This window comes from Streptomyces yamdrokensis (genome assembly GCF_053890455.1).
On record NZ_CM132679.1, the window covers coordinates 6,358,513 to 6,378,324 of the forward strand.

General features: G+C 72.9%; 1 protein-coding gene (only partly in view). It reads right to left on the reverse strand.

The features are described from left to right. On the reverse strand, positions 1 to 19,517 hold the 5' portion of the coding sequence (locus tag ACWZEH_RS28135; protein WP_456193871.1) for a non-ribosomal peptide synthase/polyketide synthase. The gene continues 2,104 nt to the left of window position 1, outside the view; the window shows 19,517 of its 21,621 coding nt (coding positions 1–19,517); the start codon lies at positions 19,515 to 19,517; the stop codon falls past the left edge of the window. Between the last annotated feature and the right edge of the window lie 295 nt (positions 19,518 to 19,812).

The following is a 19,812-nucleotide window of genomic DNA, read 5'->3' on the forward strand; positions in this document are numbered from 1 at the left end:
GTGGCCCGCACCAGGTCGCCGGTGCGGTACAGGCGGGAGCCGGGCTCCCCGAAGGGGTTGGCCACGAAGCTGCCGGCCGTCAGGTCCGGGCGGCCCAGATACCCGCGGGCCAGCTGGTCGCCCGCGAGGTACAGCTCACCGGTCACGCCCGGTGGGACCGGCTGCAGGTGTCCGTCGAGGACGTGCAGCCGGGTGTTGCGCACCGGCCGGCCCACCAGGGGCTTCTCGCTCTCCGACAGCGGCAGGAAGACGCTGTCGATGGTGGCCTCGGTCGGGCCGTAGAAGTTGTACGCGGTGGTGCGCGGGGCGGCACGCAGACGCGACCACAGGTCGGGGCCGAGGGCCTCGCCGCCGAGCATCAGCACCGCCGGGTGGTGCCGGCCGTCGGCCAGCATGCCCGCCTCCACCAGCTGCCCGGCGAACGCCGGGGTGAGGTCGAGGAAGTCGACGCGCTCCCGGTCGATGTAGCCGGCCAGAGCCTCCGGATCGCGACGGGTGTCGTCGTCGACCAGGTGGAGTTCATGGCCGTCGAGCATCCACAGCACGCCGTCCCAGGCGGTGTCGAAGGAGAACACGGCCGTCAGCGCCACCCGGAAGCGGCCTTCGGGGCTCTCGGCCCGCGCGTGCCGGTCGAAGAGCGTCTCCTTGTGACCGAGGAACAGGTTGACCAGGCTGTGGTGCGGGACGACCACGCCCTTGGGGCGGCCGGTCGAGCCCGAGGTGTAAATGACGTACGCCGGGGCGGCGGGAGTCAGTGGCGCGGTGCGGTCACCGTCCACCACGTCCTGCGGGCGGGCGGCGGCCAGCTCCCGGCCGGTCTCCTCCGTGTCCAGCACCAGGCGTGTGATGCCCGCGCCGAGACCATCGGCCGTGAAGCGGGTGTCCCCCTCGCTGTCGGTCAGCACCACCGTCGGCGCGGAGTCCTGGAGCAGGTAGGCGATGCGGTCCGCCGGAAACCCGGGGTCCACCGTCAGGAACGCGGCACCGGCCTTCAGTACCGCGAACATCGCGACCAGCACCTGCGGGTCGCGCGGCAGCGCGAGCGCGACGATCCGCTCCGGGCCGACGCCCCGCCCGATGAGCAGCCGGGCCAGCCGGTTGGCCCGCTCGTTGAGTTCCGAGCAGGTCAGCGTGGTGCCGTTGAAGACGACGGCGGTCGCGTCGGGTGTGCGGGCGGCCAGGTTCTCGAGCAGCGTCTGGACGGGGTGCCCGGGCACCGGGCGCATGAGCGCGTTCCCGCCGGCGAACGCCGTCTCCCGTTCCTTCGCGGTCAGCACGTCCAGTCGGCCGACCGGACGGTCCGGGTCCTCGGCCACCGCTTCGAACAGCCCGGTCAGCCGGGCCGCCAGGGCCTGCGCGCGGTCCTGCGGGAAGCGGCCCGGAGCGTACTCCAGTCGCAGCCGGAGCCGATCCCCGGGCAGCGCCGCGAGGGTGACGGGGTAGTGGGTGGCGTCCGCGCCGTCGACGTCGGACACCCGCAGCCCGGTGCCGGGAAGTTCCAGCACTCCGGCGTCCATCGGATAGCTCTCGAACACGGTGAGGGTGTCGAAGAGGTCACCGATGCCGACGAGGCCCTGGATCTCGGAGAGCTGCACGTGCTGGTGCGGCATCAGCCCGCTCTGCGCGGCCTGTACCCGGGTCAGCAGGGCGGAGACGGTCTCCGCCGGGTCGACGGTGATCCGCACCGGCACCGTGTTGATGAACAGGCCGACCATCGACTCGACGCCGGGCACCTCCGGCGGCCGGCCGGAGACGGTGGCGCCGAACACCACGTCGTCCCGTCCCGTCAACCGGGCCAGCAGTACCGCCCACAAACCCTGCACCACGGTGTTGAGCGTCAGTCCGGACCGGCGGGCCCACTCCTGGAGCCGCGCGGTCAGTTCCTTCGACAGCTCGAAGGGCAGTTGCTGCGGCACCTCCGCCTCATGGCCCGTGCCCCGGGCCGCGGCATCGTCCGGGACCAGCAGCGTCGGCTCCTCCACTCCGCCCAGCGCGCTCCGCCAGGCGTCCAGGGCCACGGCGCGGTCCTGCTCGCCGACCCAGGCCAGGTAGTCGCGGTACGGGGTGACGCGCGGCAGGTCGCGGTCGGCGCCGATGTTTTGGGCGTAGTGGGTGAACAGTTCGCCGAACACGATCGGCATGGACCACCCGTCGAGCAGGACGTGGTGGTTGCTGAACACCAGCCGGTGGCGCTCGTCGGCCAGCTTCACGAGGGTGAAGCGCAGCAGGGGCGCGACGGACAGGTCGTAGCGGGTGGCGCGGTCCTCGGCGAGGATCCGCTCCACCCCGGCCCGCTGCGCGTCCTCGTCGAGGCCACTGAGGTCGGCCTCCTGCCAGGGCAGGTCCACGCCGGCGGGGATCACCTGGACCGGGCGGTCCGCGATGTCCATGCGGAACGCGGCCCGCAGGTTGTCGTGGCGCGCCAGCAGCGACTCGGCGGCGGTCCGCAGAGCACCGGCGTCCAGCGGCCCGTCCAGCCCGAAGGAGAACTGGACGCTGTAGACGTCCGGACCGCCCTCGTCGAACATCGCGTGGAAGAGCAGCCCCTCCTGGAGCGGCGCGACCGGCAGGATGTCGGACGGCGCGGGGTGCGCCTCCTCGATCCGGTCGATCTGCTCCTGGCTGAGCTCCACCAACGGCAGGTCGGCCGGGGTGAAGCCGCCCGCTCCGGGCAGGGCGGCGTGCGCGGCGATCTCCCGCAGCGCGTCGAACCAGTCGGCCGAGAGCGCCCTGACGGCGGCCTCGTCCAGCAGGCCCTCGGCCCACACCCAGGTGACGGTGAGCTCGGGACCCTCGTCCTGCCCGTCGAGGACGACGGCGCTGATCTCCAGCGGATGCGGTACGGCCATCGCCTCGTCGGCGATGCCGGTACCCACCAGCAGGTCCGACTCGGCGGCGGGGGCCCAGTCGGCCGGCCCGGCGGTGCCGCCCATGCGGCCCAGGTAGTTGAAACCGATCTGCGGAACGGGCAGCTCGGCGAGCACGGACCGCGCCTCGGGGTCGAGGTGGCGCAGCAGACCGAAACCGATGCCGTTGTCGGGCACCGCCCGCAGCTGTTCCTTGACCCGCTTCACCGCGGCGTCGACACCGTCGGTGCCCGCGTCCAGACGCACCGGGAACAGGCTGGTGAACCAGCCCACCGTCCGCGACACGTCCACGCCGGCCAGGACGTCCTCCCGGCCGTGCCCCTCCACGTCGAGCAACACCTCGTCACCGTCGAGGCCACGGGCCCGGCGCCACCTGGGCAGCGCCAGTGCCAGCCCCGCCAGCAGGACCTCGTTCGCCCGGGCGTGGAACACCTGGGACACCTCGCCCAGCAGCGCCGAGGTCACCCGGGCCGGCAGCGACACCGACAGCGACCGGGCGGTCCCCATCGTGTCGCGGGCCGGGTCGGCGGGACGGTCGCCCAGCAACGGATCGGGTCCGGACAGGGTCCGCTCCCAGAACGGCAGTTCGCCGGTGCGCTCCGCCGTGTGAGCGGTGAGCTCCCGGGCCCAGGTGCGCAGCGAGGTCGGCACCGGGTCGAGCTCGATCCGACGGCCCGCGGCGACGGCCGCATCCGCGGCGGCCAGGTCACCCAGGAGGATGCGCCAGGACACACCGTCGACCACGAGGTGGTGGGCGGTCAGCAGCAGCCGTCCGGGAGTCTCGTCCCCGGCGTCGAACCACACGGCCCGCAGCATGACGCCGTCCTCGGGGGCGAGGGCGGCCTGCGCCATGTCGTGGTGCCGGGCGATGGTCTCCCGCAGGGCGGCCTCGTTCATGCCGAGCACGTCGGCACGCCGGATCAGGGCGCCGGCCCGGACCTCGTCGCGTGGACGCACCTCCAGGGAGCAGCCGTCGGCGCGGCGGTGCAGACGACTGCGCAGTGCGTCGTGACGGTCCAGGAGTGCCTGTATCGCCTCGGTGAGCTGGTCCTGACGTGTTCCCGCGGGGATCTGCAGCAGCATCGACTGGCTGAACCAGTCGGTGGGGCCGCCGAGTTCGGAGAACCAGGCGACGATCGGGGTGGTGTCCACAGGGCCGATGCCCGCGTCCGGGTTCTCCGTCGCGTGCGCGGGGGCGGCCTCGGCGACCTCCGCGAGCGCGGCGACGGTCCGGTGCTGGAAGACGTCGCGGGCGGTGAGGGCGAGCCCGGCCTTGCGGGCGCGGGCGACGAGCTGGATGGAGACGATGGAGTCGCCGCCGAGGTCGAAGAAGCCGTCGTCGACGCCGACGGTCTCCACACCGAGCACCTCGGCGAAGATCGCGCACAGCGTGGTCTCCACGGGCCCCGAGGGCGCCCGGCCGGCGCCCGAGGGGCTGCCGTACGTGGGTGCGGGGAGTGCGGTGCGGTCGAGTTTGCCGTTGACGGTCAGCGGGAGGGTGTCGAGGGTGATGATGGCGGCGGGGACCATGTGGTCGGGCAGGTCGGCGCGGAGGGTGTCGCGGAGCGTTGCGGAGTCGATGGGGTCGGTGGGGGTGTTGGTGTGGGTGGTGATGTAGGCGACGAGGCGGCGGTCGCCGGGGCGGTCCTCGCGGACGGTGACGGCGGCCTGGCGGATGGCGTTCTGGTTGCGGAGGGCGGCTTCGATCTCTGCGAGCTCGATGCGGTGGCCGCGGAGTTTGATCTGGTGGTCGGTGCGGCCGTGGTAGGTGAGGTCGCCGGTCGGGGTCCAGCGGACGAGGTCGCCGGTGCGGTACATGCGCTCGCCGGGTGTGCCGTAGGGGCAGGCCACGAAGCGTTCGGCGGTGAGGTCGGGGCGGCCCAGGTAACCGCGGGCGAGGCCGGGTCCGGCCACGTACAACTCACCCACCACACCGGGAGCCACCGGACGCAAACCCTTGTCGAGGACGTAGACGCGGGTGTTGGCGATTGGTCCGCCGATCGGCACGGCACCCGACTGCGTACCCGGCAGGGGGGTGCTCATGGTGGCGCAGACGGTGGTTTCGGTGGGGCCGTAGGCGTTGATCATGCGGCGGTCGGGTGCCCAGGCTTCGACGACCTGGGTGGGTACGGCTTCGCCGGCGGTGACGAGGGTGGTGAGGGTGGGCAGGTCGGTGGGTTCCATCGCGGCGAGGGCGACGGGGGGGATGGTGGCGTGGGTGACGTGCAGGTCGCGGGTGGTGTGGGCGAGGTCGGGGCCGGGGCGCAGGTGGTTGGTGGTGGCGGTGATCAGGGTGGCGCCGTTCAGCCAGGTGGAGAAGACCTCGGAGATGGAGGCGTCGAAGCTGGGTGAGGCGAACTGCAGCACGCGGCTGTGGGGGGTGATGGCGAAGCGTTCGATCTGGGCGGTGGCGAGGTTGCCGATGCCGGTGTGGGAGACGACGACGCCCTTGGGGCGTCCGGTCGAACCCGAGGTGTAGATCACGTATGCCGGGTGGGCCGCACGCAGCGGCGACAACCGGTCCGCGTCCGTCAAGTCGTCGGCTGCGTGATGGTCCAGGGGGAGCTCGCCGATGCGCAGGACGGTGCGTGCGCCCGTCGTCGCGTCCGGGATGTCGGTCCGGCCCGTGAGGACGAGTACGGGGTGGGCGTCGTCGAGGGTGTAGGCGATGCGTTCGGCGGGGTGTGCCGGGTCGATGGGCAGGAAGGCGGCGCCGGTCTTGAGGACGGCCAGTTCCGCGACGAGGAGTTCGACGGAGCGGGGCAGGACGAGGGCGACCACGCGCTCGGGTCCGGCGCCGTGGCCGATGAGGTGGCGGGCGAGTCGGTTGGCGCGCTGGTTGAGCTCGCCGTAGGTGAGGGTCTCGCCGCCCGCGTCGGCCAGGGCGGTGTGGGCGGGGGTGCGGGCCACCTGCGCCTGGAACAGCTCGGGCAGGGTCCCGGTGAGGACCGGGGTGGTGGTGTCGTTCCAGGTGGTCAGGATGTCGGTGCGTTCTTCGGCGGACAGGATGTCCACGGTGCTGACCCGGGCGTCGGGGTCGGCCACGACCGCCCGGAGCACCCGCTCCAGCCGGCCGATGAAAGCCTCCACCGTGCCCCGGTCGAACAGGTCCAGGGCGAAGTCGACGAACCCGTCCAGCCCCGTCGGCGAACCGTCGTCGACCTTGCGCTCACCGAAACTCAGCGCGAGATCGAACTTGGCCGCACCGGTGCCCAGCGGAAGGATCTCCGCGTCGACGTCGGCCAGGGCGAGGTTCCCGCTCGCGTCGTTGTCCAGGGTGAGCATGACCTGGAAGAGCGGGTGACGGGAGAGCGAGCGCTCCGGGCTCACCAGGTCGACGAGCCGCTCGAAGGGGATGTCCTGGTGGGCGTAGGCCTCCAGGTCGGTCTCCCGTACGCGGCCCAGCAGTTCACGGAAGGTCGGGTCGCCCGACGCGTCGGTGCGCAGCACCAGCGTGTTGACGAAGAAGCCGACGAGGTCGTCCAGCGCGCTGTCGGTGCGACCGGCGACGGGGGTGCCCAGGGGCACGTCCGTGCCCGCGCCGAGCTTGCCCAGCCAGACCGCGACCGCGGCCTGCAGGACCATGAACAGGCTCGCGCCGGACTCCCGCGCCAGTCCCGCCAGTCCCGCGTGCACCTCGGCGTCCAGCACGAACGGCACCACGTCACCGCGGTAGGAGGCGTGAGCCGGACGCGGCCGGTCCACCGGGAGGGACAACTCCTGCGGCAGCCCCGCCAGCGCCTGGCGCCAGAACTCCAGCTGGCCCGAGACCACGCTCGTCGGGTCGCTCTCCGAACCGAGGACCTCCCGCTGCCACAACGCGTAGTCCGCGTACTGCACCGGAAGCTCGCTCCAGGCCGGTACCTCACCGCGGCACCGCGCCGCGTAGGCCCCCGACAGATCACGCGTCAACGGGGCCAGCGAGGACCCGTCGGCGGCGATGTGGTGCAGCACGAGCAGCAGCACATGCTCCTGCTCACCGACCCGGAACAGCGTCACCCGCAGCGGCAGATCCCGTGCCAGGTCGAAGCTGCGCCGTACCTGCTCGGCGAGGAGCGCGTCCAGGCCGGGCCCGTCCGCGTTCACGTCGACGACCGTCCATTCGGCCCGGGTGTCGTCCGCGTCGAGAACGCGCTGGTGCGGCACGCCGTCGGTGTCGGGGAAGACGGTGCGCAGCGCCTCGTGGCGGCCGACCACGTCCCGCAGGGCCGCGCCCAGCGCGGCAGCGTCCACCGAGCCGGTGAGCCGCAGCGCCAGCGGGATGTTGTAGGTCGCCCCCGGACCCTCGAAACGGCCGAGGAACCACAGCCGCTGCTGCGCGTACGAGAGCGGGACCGCCTCGGGCCGGTGCATGAGCCCGAGCGCCTGCCGGGTCACGGTGCCGCCGTCCAGGAGAGCGGCGAGGCCGGCCGGGGTCGGCGCCTCGAAGAGGGCACGCACCTGGAGTTCGGCGCCCAGCGCCACCCGGATGCGGCCGGTGAGACGGGTGGCGAGCAGCGAATGCCCGCCGAGTTCGAAGAAGCTGTCGTCGGGGCCGACCTCCGGCACGCCGAGAGTGTCGGCGAACAGGGCGCAGAGGATCTCCTCACGCGGTGTGCGCGGAGCGCGCGAAGTGCGACCGGCGGCGCCGGCGGTGACCTCGGGCGCGGGCAGGGCCTTGCGGTCCAGCTTGCCGTTGGGGGTGAGCGGCAGGGCGTCGAGGGTGACGAAGGCCGACGGCACCATGGGGGCGGGCAGCGCGGCGGAGAGCGCGGCACGCAGCGCACCGGCGTCCGGTGCGGGGGTGGCGCCGGGGACGGTGTAGGCGACGAGCCGCTTGTCGCCGGGCCGGTCCTCACGGACCAGGACGGCCGCCTGCGCGACCGCCGGGTGGGACACCAACACGGACTCGATCTCGCCGAGTTCGATCCGGAAGCCGCGCAGCTTCACCTGGTCGTCGGCGCGGCCCAGGTACTCCAGAGCCCCGTCGGAGCCCCAGCGGACCAGGTCTCCCGTGCGGTACATGCGGCTGCCCGCTTCACCGTACGGGCAGGCCGTGAAGCGTTCCGCGGTCAGCGCCGCCCGCCCCAGGTAGCCGCGGGCCAGTTGCTCGCCGGCGAGGTAGAGCTCTCCCGCCACACCCGGGGCGACCGGACGCAGCGCCGCGTCCAGCACGTACACCCGGGTGTTGTCGATCGGGGTGCCGATGGGCGGCGCCGAGCCGGCGTCGGCGGTGAGCGGGTCGCTGAGGGTGGCGACGACGGTGGATTCGGTCGGGCCGTAGGCGTTGACCATGCGGCGGCCGGGTGCCCAGCGGTCGACCAGGGCGGCGTCGGTGGCGTCGCCGCCCACGATCAGCGTCTGGAAGTCGGGAAGGTCTATGGCGGGGACGGTGGCCAGTGCCGCCGGCGGGATCAGCGCGTGTGTGATGGCGCGGTCCGCGAGTACCCGGCCCAGTGCCTCGTCGGCGAGCGGGCCGGGCGGGGGGACCACCAGGGCCGCGCCCCACGGCAGGCTCATGCAGAGTTCGAGCACCGAGGCGTCGAAGCTCGGCGACGAGAACTGCAGCACCCGGCTGCGCGGACCGACCGCGCACCGCTCAAAAAGCACCGTCGCGAAGGTGGCCAGGCCCTGGTGGGAGACCACCACGCCCTTCGGACGGCCGGTGGAACCGGAGGTGTAGATCACGTACGCCGGGTGACCCACGGTCAGCTGGGCCGGCCGGTCGGTGTCCACCGGGTTTGTGACCGGCTCGGCGTCCAGGTCCAGCTGGTCCAGGACCACCCGGCCGGCAGCCGTCACATCCGGTACGCGGTCGGCGTGTGCGTGAACGGTGAGCAGCAGGGACGGCCGGGCGTCGTCGATCATGTAGGCGATCCGGTCGGCCGGGTAGTCCGGGTCCACCGGCACGTACGCGCCGCCCGCCTTCATCACCGCGAGCCGGGCCACGACGATGTCCACCGAGCGCGGCAGCAGCAGGGCGACGATCCGCTCCGGACCCACGCCCCGCCCGATGAGGTGGTGGGCGAGCCGGTTGGCCCGTTCGTTCAGCTCCGCGTACGACAGCGAACCGTCGTTGGACACGACCGCCGGGGCGTCCGGGGTACGGGCCACCTGCGCCTCGAACAACGCCGGGAACGTCCGGGGCTCGATCGCGCGGCGTGCGCCGTTCCACGTGTGGAGGACGCGCTCACGCTCGGCCTCGGTGGTGTGGTCCAGCCGGCCGACCGGGAGGTCCGGTTCGGTGGTGACACGGGCCAGCAGGTCCGTCAGCCGGTCGGCCATGGCCTCGGCCCGGTCCGCCGGCAGCAGCTCCGGCCGGTGGTTGAGGCGGAACTCCAGCCGCTCACCCGGCAGAACGACGAAGGTCACCGGGTAGTGGGTGGCGTCGCGGCCGTCGATGTGGGTGACGTCCAGTGCCCCGGGGGCCCGCAGTTTCTCCGGGTCCAGGGGGTAGTTCTCCAGTACCGCCAGCGTGTCGAAGAGTTCGCCGTGACCGGCGATGCGCTGGATCTCGGACAGGCCGAGGTACTGGTGGTCCATCAGCTCCAGTTGCTCTGCCCGCAGACGGGTGAGTAGCTCCGCGACGGTCTCGTCGTGACGCAGCCGGACCCTGACGGGCAGGGTGTTGATGAACAGACCGGCCATCGACTCGATGCCGGGGACCTCCGGGGGACGACCGGAGACCGTGGCGCCGAACACCACGTCCTGCCGGCCGGTGAGCCCGGCGAGCGTCAGCGCCCACACGCCCTGGACCAGGGTGTTGAGGGTGAAGCCGTGCCTGCGGGCGAGGGCCGCCAGTTCGGCCGTGGACTCCTCGGAGAGCCACCGGGAGACCCGGCCGGGCGTCACGGTGGCGTCGGCGGACCCGGGCACGAGCAGGGTGGGCTCCTCCAGCCCGTCCAGCGCGGTGTGCCAGGCACGTGTCGCCGGCTCGTCGTCCAGTCCGGCCCGCCACGTCAGGTAGTCGGCGAAGGCCGGGGCCGGAGACAGCGCCGAGGCGTCCCCACGGGTCTCGTAGAGCGCGAACAGCTCTTCGAGCAGGACGGGCATCGACCAGCCGTCGAGCAGGATGTGGTGGTTGGTGAGAAGGAGCCGGTGGCGCTCGGCGCCGAGCCGGACGAGGGTGAAGCGGATCAGCGGTGCGGTGGTCACGTCGAACCGTGCGGTCCGGTCGCTCTCCATCACCCGGCTGAGCTCGGTGGCGCGCTGCGCCTCGCCGAGGTGGACGAGGTCGATGTCGGTCCAGGGCAGTTCCACCGAGTTCGGCACGAGCTGCACGGCGTGCGGCAGCCCGTCCTCGCGGAAGCAGGCCCGCAGGTTCGGGTGCCGGGCCAGGAGCCCGGCGGCCGCGGAGCGCAACGCCGCGACGTCCAGGGGACCGGCGAGGTCCATGTGGAGCTGGACGTTGTACACGTCCGGGGCCCGGTCGTCCAGCAGGCTGTGGAAGAGCAGGCCCTCCTGGAGCGGGGCCAGCGGCAGGACGTCCGCGAGGCCGGGCCGGTCGGCCTCCAGCATGTCGATGTGGTGCTGTTCCAGGGAGACGAGCGGCAGGTCGGAGGGGGTGAGGCCGCCGGCCGGACCGGTCGGACCCGTCGGGGCGGCGAGGAGTTGCAGTTCCTCGAACCACAGCTCGGCCAGTTCGCGGACCGCGGCCTCCTCCAGGACCTCGCCGGCCCAGGTCCAGGTGGCCACGAGGTGCGGCCCCTCGGGGCCGTCCTGAGAGACGGCGTTGATCTCCATGACGTGGGGCATGGCCATGTCGTCGTCGGCGCCGCCGCCGATCACACCCGCGTCACCCGCCGGGGCCCAGTCCCCGTCCCCCAGGGCGCCGAAGCGGCCCAGGTAGTTGAAGCCGATCTGCGGAGCCGCCAGGCCGTGCAGCAGCATCGCCGTCTGTGGGTTGAGGTGGCTCAGCAGTCCGTGGCCGACACCGCCGTCGGGGACGGCCAGCAGTCGCTCCTTGACCCGCTTGACGGTCTCCGCGGGGTCCTGCCGGCTGTCCGCTTCCAGGCGCACGGGATGCAGGCTGGTGAACCAGCCGACGGTACGGGAGAGGTCCGCACCGGTCAGCGATTCGTCGCGGCCGTGGCCCTCCAGGTCGATCAGGACTCCCGCGGCCGTGTCGTGGCCGCGGCGGCGGCGCCACTCGGTGACGGCGAGGGTGAGACCGGCGAGCAGGACCTCGCCGACACCGGTGCGGAAATCGGCGGGCACGCTGGTGAGCAGCGGTGCCGTGGCCTGCGGGGGGAGGGTCAGCGAGAGGCTGCGGGCGGTGGCGACGGTGTCCCGGCGGGCATCGAGCGGCCGGTCGCCGAACGGTGCGTCGGGCACGGCGAGCATGTCGGTCCAGAAACCGAGCTCGTCGAGCCGCTCCGGTTCCTGGGCGAGGGTGGTGAGCTGCTCGGCCCAGCGGCGGTAGGAGGTGCCGACGGCCGGAAGGCGCGGGGCGCGCTGCGCGCGGACGGCGTCCCAGGCGGCCGACAGGTCGGGCAGCAGGATCCGCCAGGACACCCCGTCGACGGCCAGGTGGTGCACGGTCAGCAGCAGCCGGCCCGCCGTGTCCGGACCGACGTCGAACCAGACGGCCCGGAGCACGGCGCCTTCCTCGGGCGCCAGCGCGGCGCGGCTCTGCGCCGCGTGTTCGGCGACGAGCTTCCCGAACGCCTCGTCCCCCGTACCGTCCGCGGGGACACGGGAGAGTACGGACGCTGCCGTGACGCTGCCGCGGTCGCCCACTGCCAGACCCCAGAGCGGTCCACGACGGGTCAGCCTCACCCGCAGCATGTCGTGCCGGTCGAGCACGGCCTGGAGAGCGGCGGCGAGGTTCTGCTCCGTCGCACCGGCAGGGGTCCGCACCAGCACGGACTGGCTGAAGGCGTCGACGGTGCCGGGCCTGGTGCGCAGCCAGTGCATGATCGGGGTGAGCGGCAGCGGGCCGAGGCCGTCGTCCGCGTTCTCCGGGGCGGCACCCTCCAGGGTGTCGCCCTCGGTGGTGCGGGCGACGACCGCCAGGGCGGCGGCGGTGCGGTGGACGAAGACCTCGCGCGGCGTGATGACGAGGCCGCGGGCACGGGCCCGGGAGACGAGCTGGATGGAGACGATGGAGTCGCCGCCCAGCTCGAAGAAGCTTCTCTCGGCTCCCACCGTGGGCAGGCCGAGCACCTGGGCGAACAGTTCGCACAGGATCCTCTCCCGCTCCGTGGCGGCGGCGCGGCCGGTGTCGGCGGAGGTCCCGGGGGCGGGCAGTGCCGCACGGTCCAGCTTGCCGTTCGGGGTCAGCGGAAGCGCCTCCAGCACGACGACGGCGGAGGGCACCATGTGGTCGGGAAGTTCGCGAGCGACCGCGGAGCGGAGCTCCGAGGGGTCGGTCGCTGCGCCCTCGGCCGGTACCGCGTAGCCCACCAGCCTGCGGGGGCCGCCGGACTCCTCACACACCACGACGACGGCCTGGGCGACCTGCGGCAGGGCGGTGAGCACGGACTCGATCTCGCCCAGCTCGATCCGGAAACCGCGCACCTTCACCTGGTGGTCGACCCGGCCGAGGAACTCGAGCTGGTCGTCGTGATTCCAGCGCACGACGTCGCCCGAGCGGTACATCCGCGTGCCCGGTGCGCCGAACGGGTCGGCCACGAAGCGGTCGGCCGTCAGGTCCGGGCGCCCCAGGTACCCGCGGGCCAGACCGGCTCCGGCGATGTACAGCTCGCCCGCGACGCCGGGCGGCACCGGACGGAGGTGGGCGTCCAGGACGTACACCCGGGCGTTGACGACGGGACCGCCAATGGGCGGCAGTCCGCCGCCGCCGAGGGGGGCGCTCATCGTCGCGCAGACCGTGGTCTCGGTCGGGCCGTAGGCGTTGACCATCCGGCGGCCGGCCGACCAGCGTTCGACCATCTCACCGGCGGTGGCCTCACCCGCGACGACCAGCGTCGAGACCGAGGAGAAGTCGCCTGGGGAGGCGGCCCCGAGGACCACCGGCGGCAGCGTCGCGTGGGTGACCCGGTGCCGTGCGGCGAACTCCGCCAGGGCCGGGCCGGGGGTGAGCTCCTCCGCGGTGCCCACGACCAGGGCGGCCCCGGACAGGAGCGCCATCGTCAGCTCCCAGAACGCGGCGTCGAACGACGGCGAGGCGAACTGCAGCACACGGCAGCCCCGTCCGACCTCGAAGCGCTCGATGTGGGCGGTGATCAGGCTCGCCACACCGGAGTGGGAGACCACCACGCCCTTCGGGCGGCCGGTGGAACCGGAGGTGTAGATCACGTACGCGGGGCTCGTGACGTCCGCCGGGACAACGGGCGCGACGGGCCCGGCGAGGTCGTCCGGGCGGTCCACGAGGAGCCGCGGTACGTCACCGGGGATCGCGTCCGCCGCCGCCGACGTGGTGATGACCAGCGTGGGCCGGGAGTCCTTCAGCATGTAGGCGACGCGGTCGGCCGGATAGTCGAGGTCGACCGGCAGGTACGCGGCACCCGCCTTGAGGACGGCGAGCACGCACACGACGAGCTCCGCCGAACGCGGCACCGCGACGGCCACGATCTGCTCGGGGCCGACACCCCGGCCGGCCAGCACGGCCGCGAGCCGGTCGGTGCGTTCGTCCAGTTCCCCGTAGGTCATCACCCGGTCGCCGAAGCGTACGGCCGGGGCGTCGGGGGCGGAGGTGACCTGCGCGGAGAACAGGTGCGGGAAGGTGTCGTACGGGACGTCACGCGCGGTGCTGTTGACGCCGCGGACCAGGTGCTCGTACTCGGCCGCGGGCAGGATGTCGATCCGGCCCACCGGCTCCTGCGGACGGTCCGCCCAGAACTCCAGGACCGCCTGGAAGCGACCCACCAACTGCCGGACGGCATCGGCGTCGAACAGGTCGGGCCGGTAGTTGATCCGCAGGTGCAGCCGCTCGCCGGGCATCACGGCGAGGCTCAGCGGGTAGTGCGTGGCGTCCCGGCCGTCGATGCCGGTGACGGCGAGGCCGGGCACCCGCAGCTGCGCCGGGTCCAGCGGGTAGTTCTCCAGCACGGTGATGGTGTCGAAGAGCTCACCGATCCCGACGATCCGCTGAACGTCGGCGAGACCGAGGTGCTGGTGCTCCATCAGCCGGGTCTGCTCGTCCTGCAGCCGGGTCAGGAACGCGACGGCGCTCTCCCCGGGCACGATCCGGACCCGCACCGGCAGGGTGTTGATGAACAGGCCGACCATCGACTCCACACCGGGGACCTGCGGCGGCCGGCCGGAGACCGTACCTCCGAAGACGACGTCGTCGCGCGCGGTCAGCCGGCTCAGCACCACGGACCAGGCACCCTGGAGCAGGGTGTTGAGGGTGAGGCCGTGTTCGCGTGCGGTGTCCAGGAGCCGCGCGGTCAGATCGGCGGGCAGGTCGGTCAGCAACTGGTCGGGCATGACCGGCTGCCGGTCGGGGACCGAGGGGGCGAGGAGGGTGGGCTCCTCGAGCCCCTGGAGCGCCTCGCGCCAGACGCTCGCCGTGGCGGACGCGTCCTGCTCGGCCAGCCAGCCGAGGTAGTCCCGGTAGGGCGGGGTGCGGTCCGGGGTCCGGCCCGCGTAGAGGTCGAGGAGTTCCCGTACGAACAGCGGCATGGACCAGCCGTCGAGCAGGACGTGGTGGTGCGTGAAGACCAGCCGGTGCCGGTCGTCGGCGAGCGTGACCAGCAGGAAGCGCATCAGCGGAGGGGCCGCCAGGTCGAAGCGGCCGGCGCGGTCCTCCTGCAGCATCCGGTCCAGGACGGTCTGCTGCTCGGTCGCGTCCAGGTGCCGCAGGTCCCTCTCCACCCAGGGCAGTTCCACCGACTCGGGGATCACCTGGACGGCATGGTCCAGCCCGTCGAGCCGGAAGGCCGCGCGCAGACAGGGGTGACGGCGCAGCATCTCCTCGGCCGCGCCCCGCAGGGCCGCGGCGTCCAGCCGGCCCTCCAGGTCGTAGAGGAACTGGACGGTGTAGACGTCCGGACCGCCCTCGTCGAACAGGGTGTGGAAGAGCAGTCCCTGCTGGAGCGGCGTCACCGGGAGGATGTCCGCCGTCGCCGGGTGCGCGGCCTCGATGCTCCGGATCTGCTCCTGGGTGAGCCGTACCAGCGGCACGTCGGAGGGGGTGAAGCCGCCCGCTCCGGGGTGCGAGGACGCGTCCACGAGCTCCCGCAGAGCCTGGAACCACAGGCCGGCCAGGGCGCCCGCCTCAGCCTCGGTGAGCAGGCCGCCGGCCCAGTTCCACACGGCGGTGAGCACCGGGCCCTCGGCGGTCTCCTGGGTGTACGCGTTGAGGTCGACGGTGTGTGCCACGGACATCGACGGATCGTCGGCGCCCGTCAGCGCCCGCTCCCCGGCCACCGGGCTCCAGTCGCCGCCCGTCGCACCACCGACGCGGCCGAGGTAGTTGAAGCCGATCTGCGGGGCCGGCAGGCCGGCGAGCGCGGCCCCCGCCACCGGGTGCAGATGACGCAGCAGACCGAAACCGATGCCGTTGTCCGGCACCGCCCGCATCTGCTCCTTGACGCGGCTCAACGCCTCCCCGGCGTTCTCCCCGCCGGCGTCCAGACGGACCGGGAACAGACTGGTGAACCAGCCCACCGTCCGCGACACGTCCACCCCGTCGAGCACGTCCTCCCGGCCGTGCCCCTCCACGTCCAGCAGCACTTCGGTGGTGTCCACGCCACGCGCCCGGCGCCACCTCGGCACCGCCAGCGCGAGTCCCGCCAGCAGCACCTCGTGCGCACGGGCGCGGAACATCCGTGCCACCTCGCCCAGCAGCGCCGACGTCTCCGTGGCCGGCAGCGACACCGCGAGCGAGCGCACCGTCGCCGCCGTGTCCCGCACCGGGTCCGCGGCACGGCTGCCCAGCAGCGGGTCCGGCCCGGAGGCGAGGTGCTGCCACAGTTCGGCCTCGGCCACCCGCTCGGGGCGGTGGGCCAACTGCTGGAGCTCGCGGGCCCAGGTCCGGAAGGAGGTTCCGTACGGGGGGAGGGCGGGGGTGCGTCCGGCAGCGGCGGCCTGCCATGCCTCCGCGAGGTCGGACAGCAGGATGTGCCAGGAGACACCGTCGACCACGAGGTGGTGGGCGACCAGCAGCAGCCGTCCGGGAGCCTCGTCCCCGGCGTCGAACCACACCGCCCGCAGCATCACGCCGTCGTACGGGGCGAGTTCGGCGACGGCGGCGTCGGCCCGCTCGTCGAGCAGCTCCGACGGGAGGCCGGCGGCCGTGTCCGGGACACCGACGCGCCGCAGGGTGTCCCGTGCCTCGACCGATCCCGCCGGGGCCACCTCGAGGGTCCATCCACCGTCTCCGGTGGTCACGGCACGCGTCCGCAGGGCGTCGTGGCGCTCCAGCAGTGCCTGCAGGGCCGCGGTGAGGTGCTCCTGCCGCAGACCGGCGGGGACCTGGACGAGGGTGGACTGGTGGTAGCGGTCCATGCGGCCGCCGCGGCCGGCGAGCCAGTGGACGACCGGGGTGGCGACGAGCGGGCCGACGGGCTCGTCCCGTACCGGCCCGACGGCCGCCGGGCCGGTGGCCGCGACGGCCGCCAGGGCGGCCGGGGTGCGGTGCTTGAAGACGTCGCGGGTGGTCAGCCGCAGTCCGGCCCTGCGGGCGCGGGCGATCATCTGGAGGGAGACGATGGAGTCGCCGCCCAGGTCGAAGAAGTTGTCGTCCGGGCCCACGGCGGGTACACCCAGCGCCTCGGCGAAGACGGCGCAGAGCGTCTCCTCCGTCGGGGTGGCCGGGGCACGGCCGGCGGTGGGGGCGACCACCGCGGGGGCGGGCAGCGCCTTGCGGTCGAGCTTGCCGTTGGAGGTCAGCGGCAGGGCGTCGAGCGCGACGAACGCCGACGGCACCATGTAATCGGGCAGCAGCGCGGCCAGGTGGTCCCGGAGCGCGGCCTGATCGCTGTCCCGGCCGTCGGCCATGACGGCGTAGCCCACCAGTTTCCTGTCGCCGGGCCGGTCCTCGCGGACGACGACGGCCGCCTGGACGACGTCCTCGTGGGACTCGAGGCAGGCCTCGATCTCGCCGAGTTCGATGCGGAAGCCGCGGATCTTGACCTGGTGGTCGGCGCGGCCGAGGTACTCCAGCTCACCGTCGTGGTCCCAGCGTGCCAGGTCGCCGGTGCGGTACATGCGGGTGCCGGGCGGGCCGTAGGGGTCGGCGACGAAGCGCTCGGCGGTCAGGGCGTGCCGGCCTAGGTAGCCGTCGGCCAGACCCGCGCCCGCCACGTACATCTCACCGACGACACCCGGCGCGGCGGGCCGGAGGGCTGAGTCCAGCACCCGTACCCCGAGGTCGGGGATGCCCCGGCCGATGAGGCTGCCCGCGGCGGACTTGGCGGTCAGCCGGTCCAGTGCGCGGTGGGTGACGTGGACGGTGGTTTCGGTGATGCCGTACATGTTGATCAGGCGGGGGGCGTTGTCGGGGTGGCGGTCGTACCAGTCCTCGAGGCGTCGGAGGTCGAGGGCCTCGCCGCCGAAGACGACGTAGCGCAGTGCGAGTCGTGCGCCGGGGTCGGGGTGTTCGGCGTCGGTGCGCATCAGCTGGTAGAAGGCGGAGGGTGTCTGGTTGAGGACGGTGACCTTCTGGTCGGCCAGGAGGGTCAGGAAGTCCTCCGGTGAGCGGGAGACCTCGAAGGGTACGACCACGAGGCGGCCGCCGTGCAGCAGCGGGCCCCAGATCTCCCATACGGAGAAGTCGAAGGCGTAGCTGTGGAAGAGGGTCCACACGTCGTCGGGTCCGAAGCCGAACCAGTGGTCGGTCGCCGAGAACAGCCGGACGACGTTGCCGTGGGGGACGATGACGCCCTTGGGGCGGCCGGTGGAGCCGGAGGTGTAGATGACGTAGGCGGCGGAGCCGGCGCGGAGCAGGCCGCCGCGTTCGGTGTCCGACAGGTCGCCGTCCGGCAGGGCGTTGAGGTGGGACAGTACGTGGGGGTCGTCCAGGACGAGGACGGTGGCGTCGCCGCAGTCGAGGCCGGCGAGGTCCACGCCGGTGGTGGTGACGACGAGGGCGGGGGAGGAGTCGGCGACCATGTGGGCGAGGCGGTCGGCGGGGTAGTCGGGGTCCATGGGGACGTAGGCGGCGCCGGACTTGATGACGGCGAGGAGAGCGGTGAGGAGTTCGACGGATCTGGGCAGGGCCAGTCCGACGAACCGGCCGGGTCCGGCGCCGTCCGTGACCAGGCGGCGTGCCAGCCGGTTCGCGGTGGTGTTCAGCTCGCGGTAGGAGACGGTCCGGTCGCCGCAGACCACGGCGACGGCGTCGGGTGTGCCGGCGGCGCGGTCCTCGAACAGTTCCGCCAGTGACGGTCCGTCGTTGCCGGCCCGGTCCACCACCGCACCCACACCGGCGGCCAGGACGACGTCGCGCTCCGCCGGGGTGGCCACGTCGAGGGCGCCAACGGCCCGGTCGGCCGGGGCCTCGGCCAGTTCTGCCAGGAACCCGGCGAAGCGCTCCAGGTGGGACGCGAGTTCGCGCTCGGAGTAGAGCTCCGGGTTCGCGTCGAAGTCGATCTGCAGCCCCTGGCCGTCGGTGCGGTCGTAGACGATGACCGACAGGTCGTCGGCGGGGCCGATGCAGAGGTTGTGGACCGTCGCCCGGTGCTCGCCGAAGGTGAGGGCGTAGTCGAACATCATGATGTTGACCTGGGGACCGGTCAGACGCTCGTTGCCGCCGAGCAGTTGCAGATCGCGGCGCAGGTCCTCGTAGCGGTAGCGCTGATGCCTCATGGCGCCGCGCATCTCGCGGGAGATCCGTTCCAGCAGCTGGGGGAGCGTGTCGGCCGGACTCACCGGAACCCGCAGCGGCAGGACGTTGGAGACCATGCCGGGCACGCCGCGGGCGGCCTTGCCCAGCCGGGTGGTGACGGGGAGGCCGAGCACGACCTCCTCCGCGCCGGTGAGCCGGTGCAGGTAGGTCGAGACGGCGGCGGTCATCATGCAGGGCCACGGCACTCCCGCGTCGCGGGCCGCGTCACGGAGCTTCTCGGTCGCCCCGGCGTTCAGGTACTCGGTGCGGCGCAGCAGGCCGCGGGCGGCCGTGGGTTCCTTGGCGGAAAGGCTGACCGGCTCGGGTCGCCCGGCCAGTTTCTCCGCCCACCAGGCGCGGTCGGCGTCGAAGGTGTCCGAGGAACGGTAGGCGGCGTCCATGGCCACGAGGTCGTCCAGGGAACCGAAGGGGTTCTCGCTCGTCCCGCCGCTCAGCAGGGCGGTGTAGACCTCGGCGACGCGTCCGGCGACGAGTGCCACGGTGAACCCGTCGACGAGCAGGTGATGGTAACGGTGCAGCCAGAACCAGCGGTCGCCGGCGGCCCGGAAGAGCACGAAGAGGAACAGGGGCCCGGCCGACGGGTCCTGAGGCTGCGCCAGGTCCGCACGCATCCATGCCTCGGCGGCCTCCCGCGGGTCGGCCTCACCGCTCACGTCGATGACCCGCAGCTGCCACTCAGGGTCCGGGTGGACGTACTGGCGAGGTCCGTCGGAGGTCTCGACGAAGGTGACGCGCAGGTTCTCCGCCTCGGCCACAACCTGCCGCAGCGCGGCCTCGAATACCGCAACATCGACGGACCCGTGAATTTCCAGGTATTCGCCGGCGTTGTAGATCGGATTCGACGCGTCGAGTTGCTGGGCGAACCAGATTCCCGACTGCGCGGACGTAAGCGGTACTCCGTCACCAGCGAGCATGATTCTCTTCCACCTCTAGCGGATCGCCTTGGCAGGGATTGCGCAGTGTGTGTGCGGCAGGTATCCCGGCGGTTGAATTCCGCGACCGGACATGGCCGATGTTGGTCAATTCCGAGCACTGTCGCATCGGCTCCGGAAGGCGGACAATGGCGGCTGCATCAAGCTGCCACCGAAAGCCCTTTGTCGCACGGCGGTGACGGGCGGGGCGGGTCTCCCCGTACAGGGGAGGGGGCCCGGTGGGCGTCGCACCCGCCCACCGGGCCCCCTGCGCGGGGCGCGTCCGGCCGGGGATACC